The sequence below is a fragment of the Vibrio sp. 1-Bac 57 genome (assembly GCF_037546855.1).
Lineage (GTDB): Bacteria > Pseudomonadota > Gammaproteobacteria > Enterobacterales > Psychromonadaceae > Psychromonas.
Genome location: NZ_JALAAC010000010.1, coordinates 57801 through 75827, shown reverse-complemented (window position 1 = coordinate 75827; position 18027 = coordinate 57801). Strand labels below are relative to the sequence as shown.

Genomic DNA, 18027 nt, shown 5'->3' with positions numbered 1-18027 from the left:
AATAAGTAAAACAAGCTAGCGTAGCTATTTTTTCGTTAAACTATTCTGCAGTAAGCCGTTATTGCTTTTATAGTCCCTATAGCAGCGAACAAAACCAATAATATTTTTAAATTTAACTTATTAGCTTATTAAATTATTAACTTATAGAAACAAAATAACTTCTGTTTGCATTACACTGGCCTGAAGTTAAATAAGAGGCAAAATGACAACCGCTAACATAACCAAAGTATTACTTTCACTTCATGGTTTTCATAGCTCTCCTGCATCACTTAAAGCACAACAAATGCGTGATTATTTGTTGTTAGAACATCCTGAAATTCATTTCGTTTGCCCACAACTTCCCGTCTACCCTGAAGATATGTGGTCTGTCATTGAATCTATCTTCAAACAATATGATGGATGTGAAATAGGAGTTATGGGTAGTTCTTTAGGTGGATTTCTAGCGACCAAGGTGGCTCAGCAATATGCGGTAAAAGTGGTACTCATTAACCCCGCAGTAACACCCAATATTTTGCTAGATTTCTACCAAGGTGAGCAGACTCATCCCTATCTTCAGCAGCAATACATTATTAACGCTGATTATATTGAACAGCTCAAGGCTTTACATGTAGAGCAAATTAACTATCCAGATAATATTTGGGTGTTATTACAACAGAAAGATGAAGTTTTAGACTACCGAGATGCAATAAAAAAATATAAACAATGTAAAATAACCTGTGAAAATGGGGGCGATCATAGCTTTATCGGCTTTGAACGTTATGTTGCAGAAATAATTCATTTTCTTTACTAAATACATACAATCAACTGTTTTGTTCTGTGGTAACTTACGCGCAGAATTAACAACCATTAAACTTCATCATTATTAAACAGAATAACCATAGGTGCATGCATGAGCGAACAATATAATTCAGATTCCATTGAAGTATTAAACGGACTCGATCCCGTTCGTCATCGACCTGGTATGTATACTGAAACCAATCGACCAAATCATTTAGCTCAAGAAGTAATTGATAACTCGGTAGATGAAGCATTAGCAGGTCATGCAAGTTCTATTCAAGTGATACTTCACGAAGATCAGTCATTGGAAGTTATTGATGATGGTCGAGGTATGCCGATTGATATGCATCCAGAAGAGAAAATCTCAGGTGTTGAATTAATCTTTTGTAAGTTACACGCCGGCGGTAAATTTTCTGGTAAAAATTATGAAATATCTGGTGGTTTGCATGGTGTTGGTATTTCCGTAGTTAATGCGCTTTCTACGCGTGTTGATGTACAAATTCGTCGTGATGCAAAAATATTTCATATTGCCTTTGAAAATGGTGACAAAGTAGAAGAACTAAGTGAAATCGGCGTTTGTGGAAAGCGTAATACCGGTACTAGCGTACACTTTAGGCCTGACCCAAAATACTTTGATAGTTTTAAATTCTCTGTTTCACGTCTATTACATTTATTAAAAGCTAAAGCCGTACTATGTCCGGGTTTAACTATTAAATTTAAAGATAAAGTGAATAAAAATAATTATGAATGGTGCTATCAAGATGGCCTAAATGATTATTTATTAGAAGCCGTTGCAGAGAACGAATTATTACCATCTGTGCCTTTTGTTGGTAAGTTTTCTGCCAACAGTGAAATGGCTGACTGGGCCGTGGTATGGCTGCCAGAAGGCGGCGACTCTATTACTGAAAGTTACGTTAACTTGATCCCAACCTCGCAAGGTGGGACGCATGTTAATGGTTTCCGACAAGGCTTGTTAGATGCGATGCGCGAATTTTGTGATATTCGTAATATTCTACCACGTGGTATTAAATTAAGTCCGGAAGATATCTGGGATAAATGCAGCTATGTACTGTCTGTAAAAATTAAAGAGCCACAATTTGCAGGGCAAACAAAAGAACGTTTATCTTCTCGTCAATGTTCAGTTTTTGTTTCAGGTGTTGTTAAAGATGCCTTTAGTTTATGGTTAAACGCAAATGTAAATGAGGCGGAAGCCTTAGCTGAATTCTGTATTAATAATGCCCAAGCTCGTAATCGTAAAAGCAAAAAAGTCGCACGTAAAAAAATCACGCAAGGGCCTGCTTTACCAGGTAAATTAACTGATTGTTCCACACCAGATCCAATGCGAGGAGAGCTGTTTTTAGTTGAAGGGGACTCCGCTGGCGGTAGTGCGAAACAAGCTCGAGACCGTGAATTTCAAGCGATTATGCCATTACGAGGTAAAATAAAAAATACTTGGGAAGATGAGTCCGATGTCATTTTAAGCTCAGAAGAAATTCACAATATATCAATAGCAATTGGTATTGACCCTGCCTCTACAGACTTGTCTGGATTACGCTATGGAAAGATTTGTATTCTTGCCGATGCGGATTCCGACGGATTACATATTGCGACCTTAATTTGTGCTTTGTTTGTTCGTCATTTTAGAGCTGTTGTTGAAGCCGGTAACTTCTATGTGGCAATGCCACCTCTATATCGAATCGATATCGGTAAAGAGGTTTATTATGCTTTAGATGAGTCTGAAAAAGATGGCATATTAGATCGCATTAAAGCAGAGAAAAAACGTGGCAAAGTTAACGTTCAACGATTCAAAGGTCTGGGTGAAATGAACCCTCTACAATTGCGTGAAACCACCATGGATCCGAATACACGTCGCTTAGTACAATTGACTATCGATGATGCTGATAAAATGATGGAAATGATGGATATGTTGCTCGCTAAAAAACGTGCTGGAGACCGTAAAATGTGGTTAGAAGCAAGTGGTGACATGGCTGCAATTGATTGATATGTTATAAAGAATAAGTTGTCCTAAATAAAGCATAAACTGTCACCTATTCCTCTGTATTAAATTGATTGATACAGAGGAAATACGCCAGGTAAAATGACTGCTTTCTAATGATACCCTTACCCCTTAGATAACCTGCGGTTGTTAATCATTTTTTAATTAGCTTCCAACTGGTTTTTAACTGCTCGCTATTGATAGCTAAATGAGTATGACTGCTCACTGCTTATTTTATCTTGCCCTTTCAACGCGGGCATAAACCGCTCGTTTTCTATAAAGTTTAATACGGCTTTATCAAGCATTTCATGACCGCTAGATGTTGTTAATTTTACCGCCATCGTTTGTCCATTTTTCATGACTATCATTGTTGCTTTTACTTGTCCTTTTTGTTGTCTTAAAGCTGCCCGCTGAGGGTATTTAGGCTTTTTACCTGAAATGGCGACGGCTTCCTGTAATATCGTTGGTTTATCGATACTTTTTGCTTTGATCCTTGTCGGTTCTATTCTTGACCTTGAAACCTGCTCTGGTGGCTGTTTTGCTATGATTTTAATTTTATTATTACGAATAATTTGTGCTGGATTATTAATCGGTAATGTCGAAGCAATGGATGTTAAAACCCTATTTTCATTAAGGCCGTCGTCATTAAGGCCGCCGGAGGAGGAGCTGATATTTTTTACTTTTTTACTCGGTTTACTGTTAGTTATTTTTTTAGGAATTAGAGCAGGTAAGTTAATCATATTTTGGTTAAATATAAACTCTTTTAATAGCGCATCGTCGGTACTCAGATGATTTTTAATACTGTGTTGATGGCGTGTTTTAGCCTGTTGATAATCGGGTTGGATTACTTCTAACAGATAAGCTTCTGTTGTGATGGATGCCGATTGTTGTTCGGTTATGCTATCAATTATTGATGCTGCCTGTTGTTTAGATTGCGGTGCTATCTGCAGTTTTTGGTCGCTTCGTTGTTGATTAATGTGCTGTCGATTACTAGTAAGGGGCGCTTCTTGTTCTTTGATTATTGTTGTAGAAGCGGATATTTTCAAAGGTGAGGCTGCTTTGGTTATCGGTGTTTCTGTTAATATCGGTTGGGTTATTTCCGTTACCTTTTTTGTTGTTAACTGCTTAACTTGATTGCTTGGTAATAGATCTTCATGAAAATAGAAAAATACTGCATATAATAAAAAGCTTATGATAATAAAAGGGAAGTAGTGATAAGCTGATTTCATATACTAGGTGCCTTAATGTCCGTTGAAGTTGTTAGTCTGTTTTGGCTTTGAAAATTAATGGACCTTGAAAATTAATGAGCATAACAACTTAATGGGGATAACAATGCCAATAAGTTATTTCTTTAGTATAGGCTTTTCATCTGTATTCGCATCAGTAGGATCGAGTGTTTGATCATACATTTTAGCAATTGAAGATGGACTGACTCGTTTGATGTCTTCAGTTTGAGGATGAATAGTTACATTTACCTCCCCCGTTTCCTTCGAAAATTCATAATGATAAGGCATGCTTGTTTGTTCTGATACGGGACCATTTTGAATGTTTTCCGTTGGAGTTGTCTGCAGCGTATTGTTAACAATCAGCGTCGCTTCATTGGCTAAGTTGTTGGTTGTGCTATTGATTAAGCTTTGCTGTTGGCAAAGGTGATTAAACTTAGCAAGTATGGTGTCTAGATGTAAGCGTACTGTGTTAATAAAAACACCAAACAAGTGATAAGGTAATAAAGCCAAAATCATCACAATGAGGCTAGCCGCTACTGGAACTAATGCCTGCGAAATCATCACTAACAGCCCTTGATTATTGCTGCTATTTTCTTCTGCAATAATCGGTAGAAGCGCAATGCAGCACAGCAAAGCACCTATCGCCCCTAGCATCGGAGAAATGATGGCGATAGTACGCAATAACGATTGTCCTCGTGAGAGCTTATTTATCTGTATAGCAGCATAGGCTTGCATTTTTTCTATGGGAGAAGTAGGTAACCCTTCAATACCATGAGCCAACATTTTTAATGCGGGTGTCGATGTTTTTTGACAGGCCAATAAGGCGTCGGTCTTTTGGTGTTTATTTAAAGCGGCAAAACACTCTTGTAGTGTAAAGCGCTCCCGTTGAAAATAATAAACAGTCCAAAAGAACAAGCGTTCTAGTGTCACAATAGTTGTGACAAAAGATAACAACAGTAATAACCACATAATCATGCCCATTACCCCGCCTTGTTGGAACCAAAGAGGTGTGTTTTCAGCTACTATTGAGGTTAATGATTGATATGAAGTCGCGCTTGTTTCTATACTCATTATCGCTGCGTCCTAGCATCAAAATGAACAAAATAGGGAGTGATCATTCAAAGAGCGCTCAACGAACACTCTGCAAATATTTCACGAATATTGAGCAAATACTAATTGATATCTTGCCAATCAATATCTTCAACATAAAGGCGTTCATTGGCAATATAATAAAGGTGATAACCCGCGCTAACTATCGCATCATTGGTTGGGTTTAAACTCATATCATTGCCACTTTTATCTTTGCTAAAGCCTATTAAGATCATATCGTAGCGTTGTTTGAATGTCTGAAATAACTCACCGAAGCTAGTGTCGCTGATCAAATCGGGGATTAAAATACTGTATAAGGTGGCGCCGTTTAACGTTGAAAGCAATCGCTCGGTGACTTGGCTTGAACCAGGGTCTTGCATGCTTCTTACCATTATTTGTGCACTGTTGTCGATACTGCATTCAATATAGGGGCAGTGAATCTTTAATAGCTTGGCTTTACTTTCGTCAAAAAAGTGTGCGGTTATATTCGCATTCTTATCAGTGAAGGTAGCAATACTGAGGGCTATGGATAAGGTTTCATCGTCCGTACTGCCGTCGATAATAATACGTTGAGCTGTTTTTAGGCCAACTCTATTGAGCTCTTGCGTGTCGGAAAACGAGTCTAGTTTAGCGAAGGAAACCTCATCAATTTCTGGAAACGGGTTCTCCATATCTTCAGTGACACATAATAATATTTGACGATTATGGCGTTTTTTATCGCCAAGAATTAACTGTATGACTTGCTTCGTTGAGTGTTTGTCCCAGCAAAACAGCAGTATATGCCCGGTTAAGTGTGAAAAGTCATTACTGCCGTTCATATTCTTTCTCGCTATATCAATGAATAATTGGGTGGTTTTTCCAATAAATGAAGCAAATACAATTAATCCAGACGGAATTTGCCAGAAGGCAACAATCAATTTACCAAAGTTTGTTTCCGGACTAAAGTCACCAAAACCAACCGTTGAAACGACCACCATATTATAATAAAAAAACTGCAACGGGTGCTCAGTTAGAGCACTCTCATTAGCAAAAACAAATAAAACATAAGTAATCGCTGCTTGCATTATGATCAGGCCAAACATTGCAGGCCAAGTCATATTACGCGTTAGCTTTTGTATGATTTTGGTTATTTTAAGTGGCGTTAAAAAAGGTAGCATCGCGTTACCTTAATCGTTATTAGTATGTGATAAAAAGTAACGATAAGCGGGGTTATTAGTTTCATCTTTATAACTGTAGCCTAGCGCATTTAGGTGTTCACTAAACTCGTCAACCTGAGTATCACTGACTTCAAACCCTGCGAGTACTTGCCCATATGCCGCACCATGGTTACGGTAATGAAATAAAGTGATATTGGCATGCATACCTAATAAATTTAAAAATTTAAGCAGGGCATTAGGGTGTTCTGGAAATACAAAGCTATATAAACGTTCCGTTAACTGTTGAGAAGGCACACCACCCACCATATAACGAACATGTAATTTAGCGGTTTCATCGTGACTTAAGTCGGTAACCGTATAACCTGCAATGGTGAGGTTTTCTGTTAAACCGGTTAATTCTTCAAAGCCATTGGGTGTTCTTACGCCAACAAAAATATTAGCCTGCTTGCTATCGCTATAACGATAGTTAAATTCAGTAATGGCTCTGCCATCTAGTTGATTACAAAAAGCTAAGAAAGCACCTTGTTTTTCGGGAATGGTAACCGCTAAGATACTTTCATTTTGCTCACCTAATTCACAACGTTCAGAAACATAACGTAGACTATGAAAGTTAACGTTTGCACCACTTAAAATAGCGGTAAGGCGTTGATCTTTTAGTTGATGTTGTTGTGCATATTTTTTTAATCCGGCTAATGATAAAGCTCCAGCAGGCTCTGCTATTGCACGCGTATCATCAAAAATATCTTTAACCGCAGCGCAAATTTCATCACTACTAACCGTGATCACATCATCAATATATTGCTGACATAAGCGGAACGTTTCTCGACCAATGGTTTTTACTGCCACACCGTCTGCAAACAAACCTACTTTAGGTAATGTCACTGGGCCGCCAGCAGCTAAAGCGGCTTTTAAACAAGCTGCATCTTCCGGTTCCACTGCAATAATTTGAATATGCGGTAATAATTGCTTGATATAAACGGCGATCCCCGCTGCTAATCCACCGCCACCAACCGGTACAAATATCTTATCGATATGTGCATCTTGTTGTAATAGTTCTTTTCCTACCGTGCCTTGTCCTGCAATAATATCAGGATCATCAAAAGGATGGATTAAGGTGTAACCGTGCTCCTTTGCAAGCGCCAACGAATGTGCGTTGGCAGCATCAAAACTCTCACCAAATAAGACTACTGTTGCACCAAAAGTGCGTACCGAATTAACTTTAATCTCTGGTGTGGTTTTAGGCATCACTATAGTGGCTTTAACACCCATCTTTTTAGCTGATAAAGCTAAACCTTGAGCATGGTTACCAGCCGAGGCTGCAATTACACCATTTTTCTTTTGTTGGTCACTGAGACTTGAAAGCTTGTTATACGCACCACGTAATTTAAAAGAGTGAACCGGTTGTAAATCTTCACGTTTTAATAAAATATGGTTATTTAAACGAACAGATAGCTTATTTAGTGGCTGTAGCTTAGTTTCAATCGCTGCCTCATAAATAGGGGCTAATAAGATTTTTTTTAAATATTGTTCACTTGATATTACTGTCATGACAAGCCTTGTTATGCTGTGAGTCTAAGGTCTAAGGTCTAAGGTCTAAGGTCTACTAAGATTTTACGGTTGCAAATAGCTCGCCCAAACGTGTCACGCTTGAAGGTGCTAAAGCGTCGCTAAATTCAATACTGTCTTTAGGGAATAACGCAACAATGGTGCTACCTAGTTTAAAGCGACCCATTTCAGCCCCTTTTTGCAAGATGATCTCTTGATCCTGATAATCCCAATATTGAATCTCTTTATTTTTTTGTGGCGTTAATGTGCCTTCCCAAACCGTTTCAATACTGCCTACGATAGTTGCGCCCACTAATACCATCGCCATTGGTCCGATTGCTGTTGAGAAAATAGCAACGGCACGTTCATTTCGAGCAAATAAGTTAGGAACATTTTGCGCAGTTAATGGGTTAACTGAAAATAAGTCACCAGGGATAAAAATCATTTGCTCTAATTTACCCGTAATTGGCATATGGATACGGTGATAATCTTTAGGTGCTAAATAAACGGTAGAAAAAATACCGTCATCAAAGGGAGCTGCGACGTCATCTCGTCCGCCTAATAATTCACGTAAACTAAAGTCATGGCCTTTAGCTTGAAAAATACGTCCCGCTTTAATGTCTCCCTGTTGGCTAACACATCCGTCAACGGGGGTTGCTAGGTTGTTGTCGCCTTCAATAATCGGGCGTAAACCTGCTTTTAATTCACGTGTAAAAAAGTCATTAAAGGTCTCAAAGTCAGCAGCCTCAGAATGCTTTGCCTCACTCATGTCGATTTTAAATTGCTTAATAAATTTAGTAATTAAAAATGTCGTGAACTTACCCATTTTTGCATTCGCTAATTTACCTGCTAATAAAGTAACAAGGTGTTTAGGTAAAAGGTATTGGCCAATAATTTTTAGTTTATCGCTCATAGTAAAACTCTCTGCTTTTAAATATTAATTAATCTCTGTTTTTTACCGTTTTAAATTTTTTTAAATACGGTTTTCAATTGTACTTTTTTATAAACGTCTATTTTAGTAGATATTTGGATCGCGGTGACGTGCATTTTTTGCATCATCCATGGTTTCTAAAATACGTAAGAAACTCTTAAAGCGCGCCCTATCAATTTTACCTTCTTCAACGGCTGCAACTAAGGCACAACCTGGATCTGCTTGATGTTTACAATCTCGAAAACGACAACCACCTAGGTGCTCTCTAAATTCAATGAAACCACTTGCAATGCGTTCAGCTTCTAAGTGCCACAATGAAAACTCACGTATTCCTGGGCTGTCTATTAAATCGCCACCATCGCTGAAGTGATATAAACGGGCTGTGGTAGTGGTGTGTTTACCAAGACCAGAACCTTCTGAAATTTCACCTGTAACAGCTTCAACTTCAGGCAATAACATGTTCAGTAATGACGTTTTACCCACGCCAGACTGGCCTACAAAAATATTGATTTTATCTTTCATAACTGATTTTAAATCGTCTAGACCATCGCCATGCATTGAACTATACAAAACCTGATAGCCAATATTACGGTAACTCTGTAATTCTTGATCAATGATTTTTGCTGACTCTGTGTCTAATAGGTCAACCTTGTTTAAAACGATAATTGGTGTGATCCCAATATCTTCACAGGCAACTAAGTAGCGGTCAATAATGTTACGAGAAAACTCAGGTGCAATGGAGCTAACAATAATAATATGGTCAATATTAGCTGCGATGGGTTTAATACCATCATAATAATCTGGTCGTGTTAATACGGTTTTACGAGGATGCACAGCTTCAATAACACCACTAATACCTTGGTGAGATTCTTTTCCTGCACGCCATACAACGCGGTCGCCAGTTACTAATGAACGAATTGAACGGCGTAAGGTACAACGTTCTACTTTGCCATCTTGATCTTCAATGTCAGCATGTTGACCGAACCGACTAACCACCAACCCTTCCAGCTGCGGACCTAGTTCAGATTCATCCCATTGTTTATCGTTTTTGGGTGTTAAGCGCTTGTTATGATTGCTTTGAACACGACGAACTTGGTTTTTACTGAGTTTTTTCTTCTTAGCCACAGGCTTCCTTTGCTACCACTGGTGATTTGAATGGCGTATCATACTATATTTTTTAAATAATAAAGCTATTCATCAAGAGAAAAGGGTGGTTAACAAAATGAACAAAAATAATTTGGTCTGGATCGATCTAGAAATGACAGGATTAAATCCTGATAGTGATAAAATTATTGAGATTGCAACGATTGTAACTGACAGTGATTTGAATATCTTAGCGGAAGGCCCACAGTTTGTTATTCATCAGAGTGATCAAGCTCTGGATGCCATGGATGAGTGGTGTACTGAGCACCACGGTAACTCTGGTTTAACTGCACGTGTTAAAGCAAGCAAAATTAGTTGTGAACAAGCGGAGAAAGAGACGCTTGAGTTTTTACAAAAATGGGTGCCGGCAGGTGCAGCTCCATTATGTGGTAATAGTATTGGCCAAGATCGTCGTTTTATGGTCAAACATATGCCGACCTTAGAAGCTTTCTTTCATTACCGCAATATTGATGTTAGTACGATTAAAGAGTTAGGTCGTCGTTGGGCTCCTGAGATGGTTGAAGCACATAAAAAAACCGGAACACATTTAGCGTTACAGGATATTAAAGAGTCTATTTCTGAATTACAGCATTATCAAAAGCATTTTTTTAGTTATTAGTTCGCTTTTCAAGCAAGTTAGTAATGATTTGGTTGAAAAATCTGCATGTAAGCTTTGTTAAGCTTAAATTAGCTAAAAAAAGCTTGCAATCATTAACGCCATCTCTATAATTCGGGCTCGTAACAAAGGGGCGTCACCAAATGCCTTAGTTCTGGTTTTATTAGAAAATTTGTTACAGGAAAATGTGATGCGGTACTAGCTCAGTTGGTAGAGCACGACCTTGCCAAGGTCGGGGTCACGAGTTCGAGTCTCGTGTACCGCTCCAAATCTTAAAGTTGAATATCATATTTACTTTTAAGATAATTTCCAATTAGTTTTAGATGAAGCGGTACTAGCTCAGTTGGTAGAGCACGACCTTGCCAAGGTCGGGGTCACGAGTTCGAGTCTCGTGTACCGCTCCAAACTACATTTTAAAAATGAAACTAAAACTAAATTATGAAGCGGTACTAGCTCAGTTGGTAGAGCACGACCTTGCCAAGGTCGGGGTCACGAGTTCGAGTCTCGTGTACCGCTCCAAATTACTTCCATACAAAAATCTATTAATACTCTCAAACTCAATAAAACGACCTTGCTTTTTAAGTGCTGGGGTCATGTGTTTTTTTAGTCTCGTGTACCGCTCCAAATTACTTCTATATAAAAATCTATTAATACTCCCAAACTCAATAAAACGACCTTGCTTATTAAGTGCTGGGGTCATGTGTTTTTTAGCCTCGTATTTTTTATCTAGCAGATTCAATATAGGGCTCCAAATTTCCTGTTTTACACTCCCCATCAAAGTATCTACCCATATTGTAAACATAAGCTCTGCATTCAAAATACGACTTCTCGAACAATTATCTATTATTACCTATTATTAATTTTTCGTTAATAAACTAAAGGTGACTAATTGTGGCGTATGGTCAGAGGCAATCGTTGCAATACTTTTAGCATTAATCATTTCTAAATCTCTAAAAAATATATGATCTAAGGGTAGGCCAAGAATAGTCAGACGCTGATCTTTAGAGAACTGTGTTTCATTAAAGCCTGCTTTTACTAGTGTGCCGATAATCTCTTCCGTCCTTGCCTCACTCCAAGTATTAAAGTCCCCACTAATAATAATTGGCCCCTGATGTTGTTCAATAAGTCGGATATAAGGTGCAACTTGCTCTTTAAGTGGCTCAGCTGTAAAAGTGAAGTTCACACCGTGTAAGTTCACCAATAATAATGATTGTGTTGTGTCTTTAAATGCATAGGTCGTTGCTATACCTGTTTTAGGAACTAGGGTCCAAGGTTCAGAATAACGCGTTCCGCAGGCTTGTTGTGCTTGAACGCGACTAAATGTATTAACGCCATAATTTTGTTTTTGGTAATTAAAGGCAATGTTTTGATAATAGGACAGTTTTTGTTGTTGGCTAAAATGGATCAAGTCTTGGTCATATTTAGCTTCCTGCAAAGTGATTAGATCCGCTTGATTTGCCCATTCATTTAACTTCTTAGACCATTGTTGATGCTGCTGTTTATAAATATTCCAGTTTAATAGAGAAAACGTACTATTGAGCGCATCGGTGGGCGCTGTACTTTTTACATTAATGAGCGCAGGACAAGTTGTAGAGTACTGGCGATATTGCTGATCAATTAATGTCATTTTCCCTGGGCTACTTGGTAAAAAACTCCAGCCAAAGACAGCTGTCAATAATAGTAAAGCGCCAAAGATAATTTTCTTGGTTAAGATTCGTTTGCGAAGATGAATTTTAATGTTGAATTTCCTTGAATGGTAACGACTATAAGTTGCTTGATAAATAAACATCTGCCTAAATGAAATGTGATATTAATTCCCCTATAGTTATGTTGTCATTGATAGCGACTATCTATACGGGTTATATTGCACTTCCTATTAACTCGATTTAAGAAGCTATTATGCCATTAGAAAGAACACTTTCCATTATTAAACCAGATGCTGTCGGTAAACACCTAATTGGCGCCATCTTACAGCGTTTTGAGAATGCTCATTTTACGATTGTTGCTGCAAAAATGATGCAATTAACTCGTGAACAAGCAGAAGGTTTTTACGCAGAACACAAAGGCAGAGAATTTTACGAACCACTGGTTGAGTTTATGACTTCAGGTCCAATTATGGTTCAGGTTTTACAAGGCGAGAACGTGATCCCTACTTACCGTGAATTAATTGGTAAAACAGACCCTACTCAAGCAGCAGCAGGTACTATTCGTGCAGATTATGCTGATTCGACTCGTTATAACGCTGTGCACGGTTCAGATAGTCCTGAATCTGCTTCTCGTGAGATTGCTTACTTTTTTACTGATGATGAAATTTGCTTGCCTGCCGCTAATTAATTTATTTTATTTACAAATGCGCTTTCTTAAAACTACTTGTTCTTATAGGTTCAAGTAGTTTTTTATCCTCACGCTACTTCAAATGCTTTGTTACAAACTAGCTTTCTTATCACGACCATGTGCGATATCAAGTAGTGATACTTCTTTGTTTATTATAACAATGCTGAATTGATCCTAGAATTTACGCTTTCTGGTTAAGGGACATGAAACTTACCTTAAAATGTATCCATTGCATAAATTTTCCTTGCTGACTTTGTATCTCAAAGTATCATTAGGATATTATGCCAATCGTAATTATATAGAGCACATACTTAATACAATCGGTATTATCCACAATTAATTAATAGATAAAGTTAAGGCAATTATGAATGAAGTGATCATGCTAATGGAGCAAGTTCCAAGTTATTATTTTGGAACTGTTTTAATCTTAGGACTATTGATTGGTTCATTTTTGAATGTTGTTATTTATCGCTTACCGGTGATGATGGAGCGCAGTTGGAAAGCCGAATGCAAAGATGCTTTCCCTGAAGCCAATATTGACCTAGACGAAACACCTTTTAACCTCGTGTTGCCACGTTCGCGTTGCCCTCAATGTAGCCACCTTATTGGCTCTCTTGAAAATATTCCGCTGATTAGTTGGTTAGTTCAAAAAGGCCGTTGTAAGCATTGCGATTGCAAGATATCAGCGCGTTACCCAAGTATAGAGTTGCTGACAGGGGTAATGTCCGTTGCTGTTGCATATTTTGTTCCCTTTGGTTGGCCCGCTTTATTTGCCTTGATTTTTACTTGGGTATTGATCTGCCTTACTTTTATCGATTTCGATACCATGCTGTTACCTGACCAACTCACGTTGCCATTAATTTGGTTAGGGCTATTAGTGAATATGTCCGGTACTTTTACTGGCCTAGAAGATGCTTTGCTCGGTGTGGTATTTGGTTATTTGAGCCTGTGGTCTATTTACTGGGGGTTTAAATTACTCACCGGTAAAGAAGGGATGGGTTACGGTGATTTTAAATTACTGGCTGCACTAGGGGCTTGGTTTGGTTGGCAGGCATTACCGCTGATTATTCTATTATCTTCATTTGCAGGTGCAATCATCGGCATTGCTGTGATTGCCGCCTCTAAAGACAAACAAAGTCGACCATTACCTTTTGGACCTTATTTGGCAATCGCTGGCTGGGTTTATCTCATATATGGTGTTGAACTAACAACATTATATTATTCTCTTATTTTATAGCTTAATAGCATCAAGATATGTGTAAAAAATCAAATCAAGATACGCTTCAACAGTTTGACTGTAGTGATTTTATGGCAGACTGTAATGGTTCTATAGCAGATTGCAGTGGTTCTATAGAAGGCTATAGCTCCTCCTCGCCTAGCGGTGATGTACCTATGGCTGAGAATAATATTCCTATGACACCTTGCTCCGTATCGCGAGAACAATCACCTATTGTAAATAGCCCGACAGTGCCCAATAGTCCAAAAGCCCAGTTTAATAGTCAAAACACTACAGACTATAACGACCAAGATTGGATGCTGTATGCACTCGCATTGGCAGATAAAGCAGAAGCCGTCGGTGAGATACCCGTTGGTGCTGTATTAGTGAAAAATAATGAAGTGATTGCAGAAGGTTGGAATCTTTCTATTGTTGAGCATAATGCCTGTGCGCACGCAGAAATTATCGCGATCACTAATGCAGGTAAAGTATTAAAAAATTATCGTCTTATTGATTGTACGCTATATGTGACACTAGAGCCTTGTCCTATGTGTGCAGGGGCTTTGGTACACGCTCGTATCAAAAGATTAGTATATGGCGCGGGTGATTATAAAACGGGGGCTGCGGGCAGTGTTTTTGATTTAGTACGTAATGAACATTTAAATCATCAGATTGAAGTGACATCGGGTATTTATGCTGAACAGTGTGCGAATAAAATAAGTGATTTTTTCAGGCGTCGCCGCAAAGAGAAAAAGGCGCTTAAACAGGCAAACAAAGGAGAGAAAGGTAATGTCTAGTAAAGTGGTTAATTTTGAAATTGAAAAAGAGACTAAAAATAGCGTACGTTATAAAGAAGTACCAGAAGAAGGGCAAGCGCCTATTGTTGGTAGTTTATATGTGCAAAAGTGGTTTGCTGGAAATAGCAAAAATATACAAGTTACTATAGAAAAGAAGGACTAATTACTTAATCCCTCTTACACCATGATGTTTGAAAGCTTGGATATTACGATGTTGAAACACTTGGATTCCAACATCGCTCTTTTTATAAGTCCTGAATTCAAGTAATTAAGTAGTTAAGTAGTTAAGTAAGTAATCAAGTATAAGTAATTAGATTTATTGAGCCTGTGAGCAAAGCGCTAAGTTATGTTGTAGGTGAACTAACAAATCAACTCGTTTCATTATTCCGATCAATTTCCCTTCATTAAGTACAGGGAAAATATTCTCTGTGTATTTTTGCGTTTTAATCGCGACTTCTGAAAGGTCCTCATCGGCCTTTAAAAAAGTAAACTCTTTAGCCATTATATCGTTTACTCGAACTGGTTTATCACAATGGTAAGCGCTGATCATTAATGCTTTTTGGCAGTCAATGAGCGACACCATACCAATGAGTTGCTGACTACTATTTATCACGGGTAATTGTGCCTGTTGACTACTTATCAATACTTTAATAATCTCTGCCAACGGTGTTTGACACTGCACGCTAAGAGGTTGTTTTTGCATAATTTGTTGTACCGTTTGCTTGCTCATTTTATTACCTTAATCAGTTAGCTTATTTAGTTTCTGTTTGATGTAAGGATAATACTGCAATAATTTCGATAGTTAAAATCGATTGTTTTTATTGGTTTGATAGTTTTAAGCTATTTTATGCCGTAATGGTAATAGTGTCGGTATAGTAGTAATAATGGCAGATCGTGGCTGTTTAGGATATTAAATTAACATAGATGTACATAATTTAGATGTAACGTATTAAATTGAAAACATAGTATTAAACGAAGGTTTATGTTTAGAAACAGTTACCTTCATACCTTGCTAATTTTTGCATCTTGAATGATAGCTGCGATAAGTGAGTAGCCCCAATTAAGACCTAATTAAAGGCCTTGATTAAAAGGTCGCAGCTTAAATGTGTGATTAAAAAAAGACTTAGAAAATATAATTAAAGCAGTGAGCAAAGCCGGCTCACTGCGGGGAGCTTATGTTTATTTTTTGTCTGTTGAAGTTGCATCCGTTTGTGTTTTTATTGCCGCGCTGGATGCTGCTTCAAGTGCTTTTTTAGCAGCCTTTTCCGCAGCTTCCTTTTTCAATGCTTTTTCTTTCTCTGCTTTAATCGCGGCCAAACGATCTATTTTCGCTTGCTGCTTAGCGACTTCAATCGCTGCTAAACGATCTAACTCAGCTTGTTCTTTAGCCGCAGCGATCGCCGCCAAACGTTTAATTTCAGCTTGTTTTTCTGCCTCAATGTTAGCTAAACGTGTGACTTCGGCCTGTTTCTCTGCTTCGATGGCCGCTAAACGATCTATCTCCGCTTGTTTTGCTGCTTCAATAGCCGCTAATCGATCTATTTCAGCTTGCTTTTCTGCCGCTTCGATTGCAGCTAACCGATCTATTTCAGCTTGTTTCTCTGCGGCTTCAATTGCTGCTAGTCGTTCTATTTCAGCTTGCTTTTCTGCTTCTATTCTTTGTGCTTTTTCTTGTTCTTGTACATGCCAAGTCAAGGTTTTCAAATATTGGCGAATATTATCTACGTAATGTTGTGCTTCGCGCCCACGTGCATAACCATAGCGAGTTTTTGTGTACCATTTCCGTTGATGCAATAGAGGTAAGTTATCTTTTACATCGGCCCATGAATTGGGGTTTTGTTTACGCATTTTAGTAATTCGGCGTACATCTAATAAATGACCTAAACCTATATTATAGGAAGCTAATGCAAACCAAATTTTCTCATCTTCTGGGATGCTTTCAGGTAATCTTTTTATCAGTTGAGTCAGATATTTAGCTCCGCCCTCAATACTTTGTTCTGCATTGAGTCGGTTTTTGACACCGATAAACTTGGCTGTATCTAGGGTCAACATCATCATGCCTCGCACACCCGTAGGAGATCGAGCCTTAGGGTTCCAATGTGACTCTTGATAACTTACGGAGGCAAGTAATAACCAATCTACATCTGGTGTCGCGTATTTTTTAAATAAGGTTTCGTATTTTGGCAATTTGCTTGTAATGCGTTTTAAGAAGGTACGCGTATCCACATAATCGAAGTGTCCAACATGACCAAAGTACTTTTCTTCTATTTTTGCAATGGTGCCTAATTTGTATTGATTGCCCATAAATTCAATCATTGCTGAATACAAAGTATCGTCAGGAGCTTTTCGTATTAACCAAGCTACAGGCTGCTTTTCATTGATAGTAAATGCTTCTGCTAGTGCGGGATAGTAGCGTTGTTTTTGTGCCAAAGTGGTACTGTCTACGATCGCAAACTTGATCTCTTTTTCTGCTATTTTTCGTAATAAGGACTCTTGATCTTCGTTCTCTAATACATCGATCACTAGGTCTGGGTATTCTTGTTGTGATTTACTAATGTTTTCTTCGTGGCTACTGCCTTTTAACACACTCACGGGGCCATTAATGTCTGCCATTTCTCGCGGGCGATAGGTACCTTTGTGGTAAACAAGTTTTTGAGTGAGGTAATAGTAGGGCGGGGAACTACGGTATTTTTCTGCTCGATTAGGCGTTAGCGTTAATCCAGCCCCGGCAAAATCAATGTCGTTATTATCTAGTGCTGAAAATAAATCGTCTAAGTTTTCGAACTCTTTGACTACTAATTTTACTTTTAAATAATTAGCAAACTTCTTTCCAAGTTCATAATCTAGACCGCTGTAATTCTCACCATCATAGTTATAGGTTAATGAACTGTTGGTGGTGCCCATTATTAATGTGCGGCGTTTTTGCATTTCTTGTAGGTCTGTAGTGTGTACAAACGGGTTACAGGCGCTGATAAAAGACACCAAAATAATGGATAAAAAAATCTTTAAGCGAGAAGAAATAAGAGTAAAAGAGACAGGTTTATTCATAGACAGTTGTATCAATCCAGTTAGTCGAGTGGTCACATTATCCAATAAAGGATTTAAATATCCATTTATTTACCAATTAACGGGTTTATTTATCACAGACTATAGAGTGTTTCTATTTAATAAAAAATGCTTTTCTTTTATAATATAGAGCT

Annotated in this window: 16 protein-coding genes and 3 tRNA genes; 10 read left to right on the top strand and 9 right to left on the bottom strand. The window is 38.1% G+C overall.

Going from position 1 to position 18027, the window contains the following annotated elements; translation table 11 throughout:
* Positions 1–202 precede the first annotated feature (202 nt).
* A complete protein-coding gene (locus MT391_RS08800; RefSeq protein ID WP_499497631.1) occupies positions 203–790 on the top strand; it encodes a YqiA/YcfP family alpha/beta fold hydrolase in 588 nt (195 codons plus the stop codon).
* 99 nt (positions 791–889) lie between these two features.
* Positions 890–2779 carry a DNA topoisomerase IV subunit B gene (gene parE / locus MT391_RS08795; RefSeq protein WP_166372571.1) on the top strand — a complete coding sequence of 630 codons (1890 nt, stop codon included), beginning with the start codon at positions 890–892 and terminating at the stop codon, positions 2777–2779.
* A 188-nt stretch (positions 2780–2967) separates the two neighbouring features.
* Here the strand turns inward: parE and MT391_RS08790 are convergent, their stop codons facing one another.
* The 6 genes from MT391_RS08790 to rsgA form a co-directional block, all read right to left on the bottom strand.
* Positions 2968–4002: an energy transducer TonB gene (locus tag MT391_RS08790; RefSeq protein WP_499497629.1), complete on the bottom strand. Its 1035-nt coding sequence runs from the start codon at positions 4000–4002 to the stop codon at positions 2968–2970.
* A 114-nt stretch (positions 4003–4116) separates the two neighbouring features.
* Positions 4117–5070, bottom strand: a complete 954-nt coding sequence (locus MT391_RS08785) for a MotA/TolQ/ExbB proton channel family protein (protein WP_499497628.1) — start codon at positions 5068–5070, stop codon at positions 4117–4119.
* A 101-nt stretch (positions 5071–5171) separates the two neighbouring features.
* A complete protein-coding gene (locus tag MT391_RS08780) occupies positions 5172–6245 on the bottom strand; it encodes a potassium channel family protein (RefSeq protein WP_499497626.1) in 1074 nt (357 codons plus the stop codon).
* 9 nt (positions 6246–6254) lie between these two features.
* Positions 6255–7793, bottom strand: a complete 1539-nt coding sequence (gene ilvA, locus MT391_RS08775; RefSeq protein ID WP_299667291.1) for a threonine ammonia-lyase, biosynthetic — start codon at positions 7791–7793, stop codon at positions 6255–6257.
* A 55-nt stretch (positions 7794–7848) separates the two neighbouring features.
* Positions 7849–8703: an archaetidylserine decarboxylase gene (gene asd / locus MT391_RS08770; RefSeq protein WP_499497624.1), complete on the bottom strand. Its 855-nt coding sequence runs from the start codon at positions 8701–8703 to the stop codon at positions 7849–7851.
* Positions 8704–8805: 102 nt separating this feature from the next.
* Positions 8806–9846, bottom strand: a complete 1041-nt coding sequence (rsgA, locus tag MT391_RS08765) for a small ribosomal subunit biogenesis GTPase RsgA (RefSeq protein ID WP_499440650.1) — start codon at positions 9844–9846, stop codon at positions 8806–8808.
* Positions 9847–9943: 97 nt separating this feature from the next.
* Between rsgA and orn the strand changes: the two genes are divergently transcribed.
* The 4 genes from orn to MT391_RS08745 all read left to right on the top strand — a co-directional run bounded on the left by orn (position 9944) and on the right by MT391_RS08745 (position 10999).
* Positions 9944–10483: an oligoribonuclease gene (gene orn, locus MT391_RS08760; RefSeq protein ID WP_028869118.1), complete on the top strand. Its 540-nt coding sequence runs from the start codon at positions 9944–9946 to the stop codon at positions 10481–10483.
* 189 nt (positions 10484–10672) lie between these two features.
* Positions 10673–10748, top strand: a tRNA-Gly gene (locus MT391_RS08755).
* A gap of 60 nt (positions 10749–10808) precedes the next feature.
* Positions 10809–10884: transfer RNA gene (locus MT391_RS08750), tRNA-Gly, on the top strand.
* Between the two features lie 39 nt (positions 10885–10923).
* Positions 10924–10999 (top strand) — tRNA-Gly (locus MT391_RS08745).
* 337 nt (positions 11000–11336) lie between these two features.
* Here MT391_RS08745 and MT391_RS08740 read toward each other — a convergent pair.
* Entirely contained in the window at positions 11337–12269 is a 933-nt protein-coding gene (locus tag MT391_RS08740; RefSeq protein ID WP_499497622.1) for an endonuclease/exonuclease/phosphatase family protein, read from the bottom strand.
* A 110-nt stretch (positions 12270–12379) separates the two neighbouring features.
* Between MT391_RS08740 and ndk the strand changes: the two genes are divergently transcribed.
* From ndk to MT391_RS08720, 4 genes are all read left to right on the top strand, one after another.
* Positions 12380–12814 carry a nucleoside-diphosphate kinase gene (ndk, locus tag MT391_RS08735; protein WP_499440648.1) on the top strand — a complete coding sequence of 145 codons (435 nt, stop codon included), beginning with the start codon at positions 12380–12382 and terminating at the stop codon, positions 12812–12814.
* 364 nt (positions 12815–13178) lie between these two features.
* Complete coding sequence (locus MT391_RS08730; RefSeq protein WP_499497620.1) at positions 13179–14051, top strand: prepilin peptidase; 873 nt, start codon at positions 13179–13181, stop codon at positions 14049–14051.
* Positions 14052–14068: 17 nt separating this feature from the next.
* Positions 14069–14827 carry a tRNA adenosine(34) deaminase TadA gene (gene tadA / locus MT391_RS08725; protein WP_499497618.1) on the top strand — a complete coding sequence of 253 codons (759 nt, stop codon included), beginning with the start codon at positions 14069–14071 and terminating at the stop codon, positions 14825–14827.
* Positions 14820–14990: a hypothetical protein gene (locus tag MT391_RS08720; RefSeq protein WP_299667269.1), complete on the top strand. Its 171-nt coding sequence runs from the start codon at positions 14820–14822 to the stop codon at positions 14988–14990. Before tadA ends, MT391_RS08720 begins: the two co-directional genes overlap by 8 nt.
* Positions 14991–15143: 153 nt before the next feature.
* On the opposite strand, the gene MT391_RS08715 is transcribed toward MT391_RS08720, so the two are convergent.
* Both MT391_RS08715 and mltF read right to left on the bottom strand, forming a co-directional pair.
* Entirely contained in the window at positions 15144–15557 is a 414-nt protein-coding gene (locus tag MT391_RS08715; RefSeq protein ID WP_166372236.1) for a CBS domain-containing protein, read from the bottom strand.
* Positions 15558–16006: 449 nt separating this feature from the next.
* Positions 16007–17911, bottom strand: coding sequence for a membrane-bound lytic murein transglycosylase MltF (mltF, locus tag MT391_RS08710; RefSeq protein ID WP_499497616.1), 1905 nt, complete (start codon positions 17909–17911; stop codon positions 16007–16009).
* Between the last annotated feature and the right edge of the window lie 116 nt (positions 17912–18027).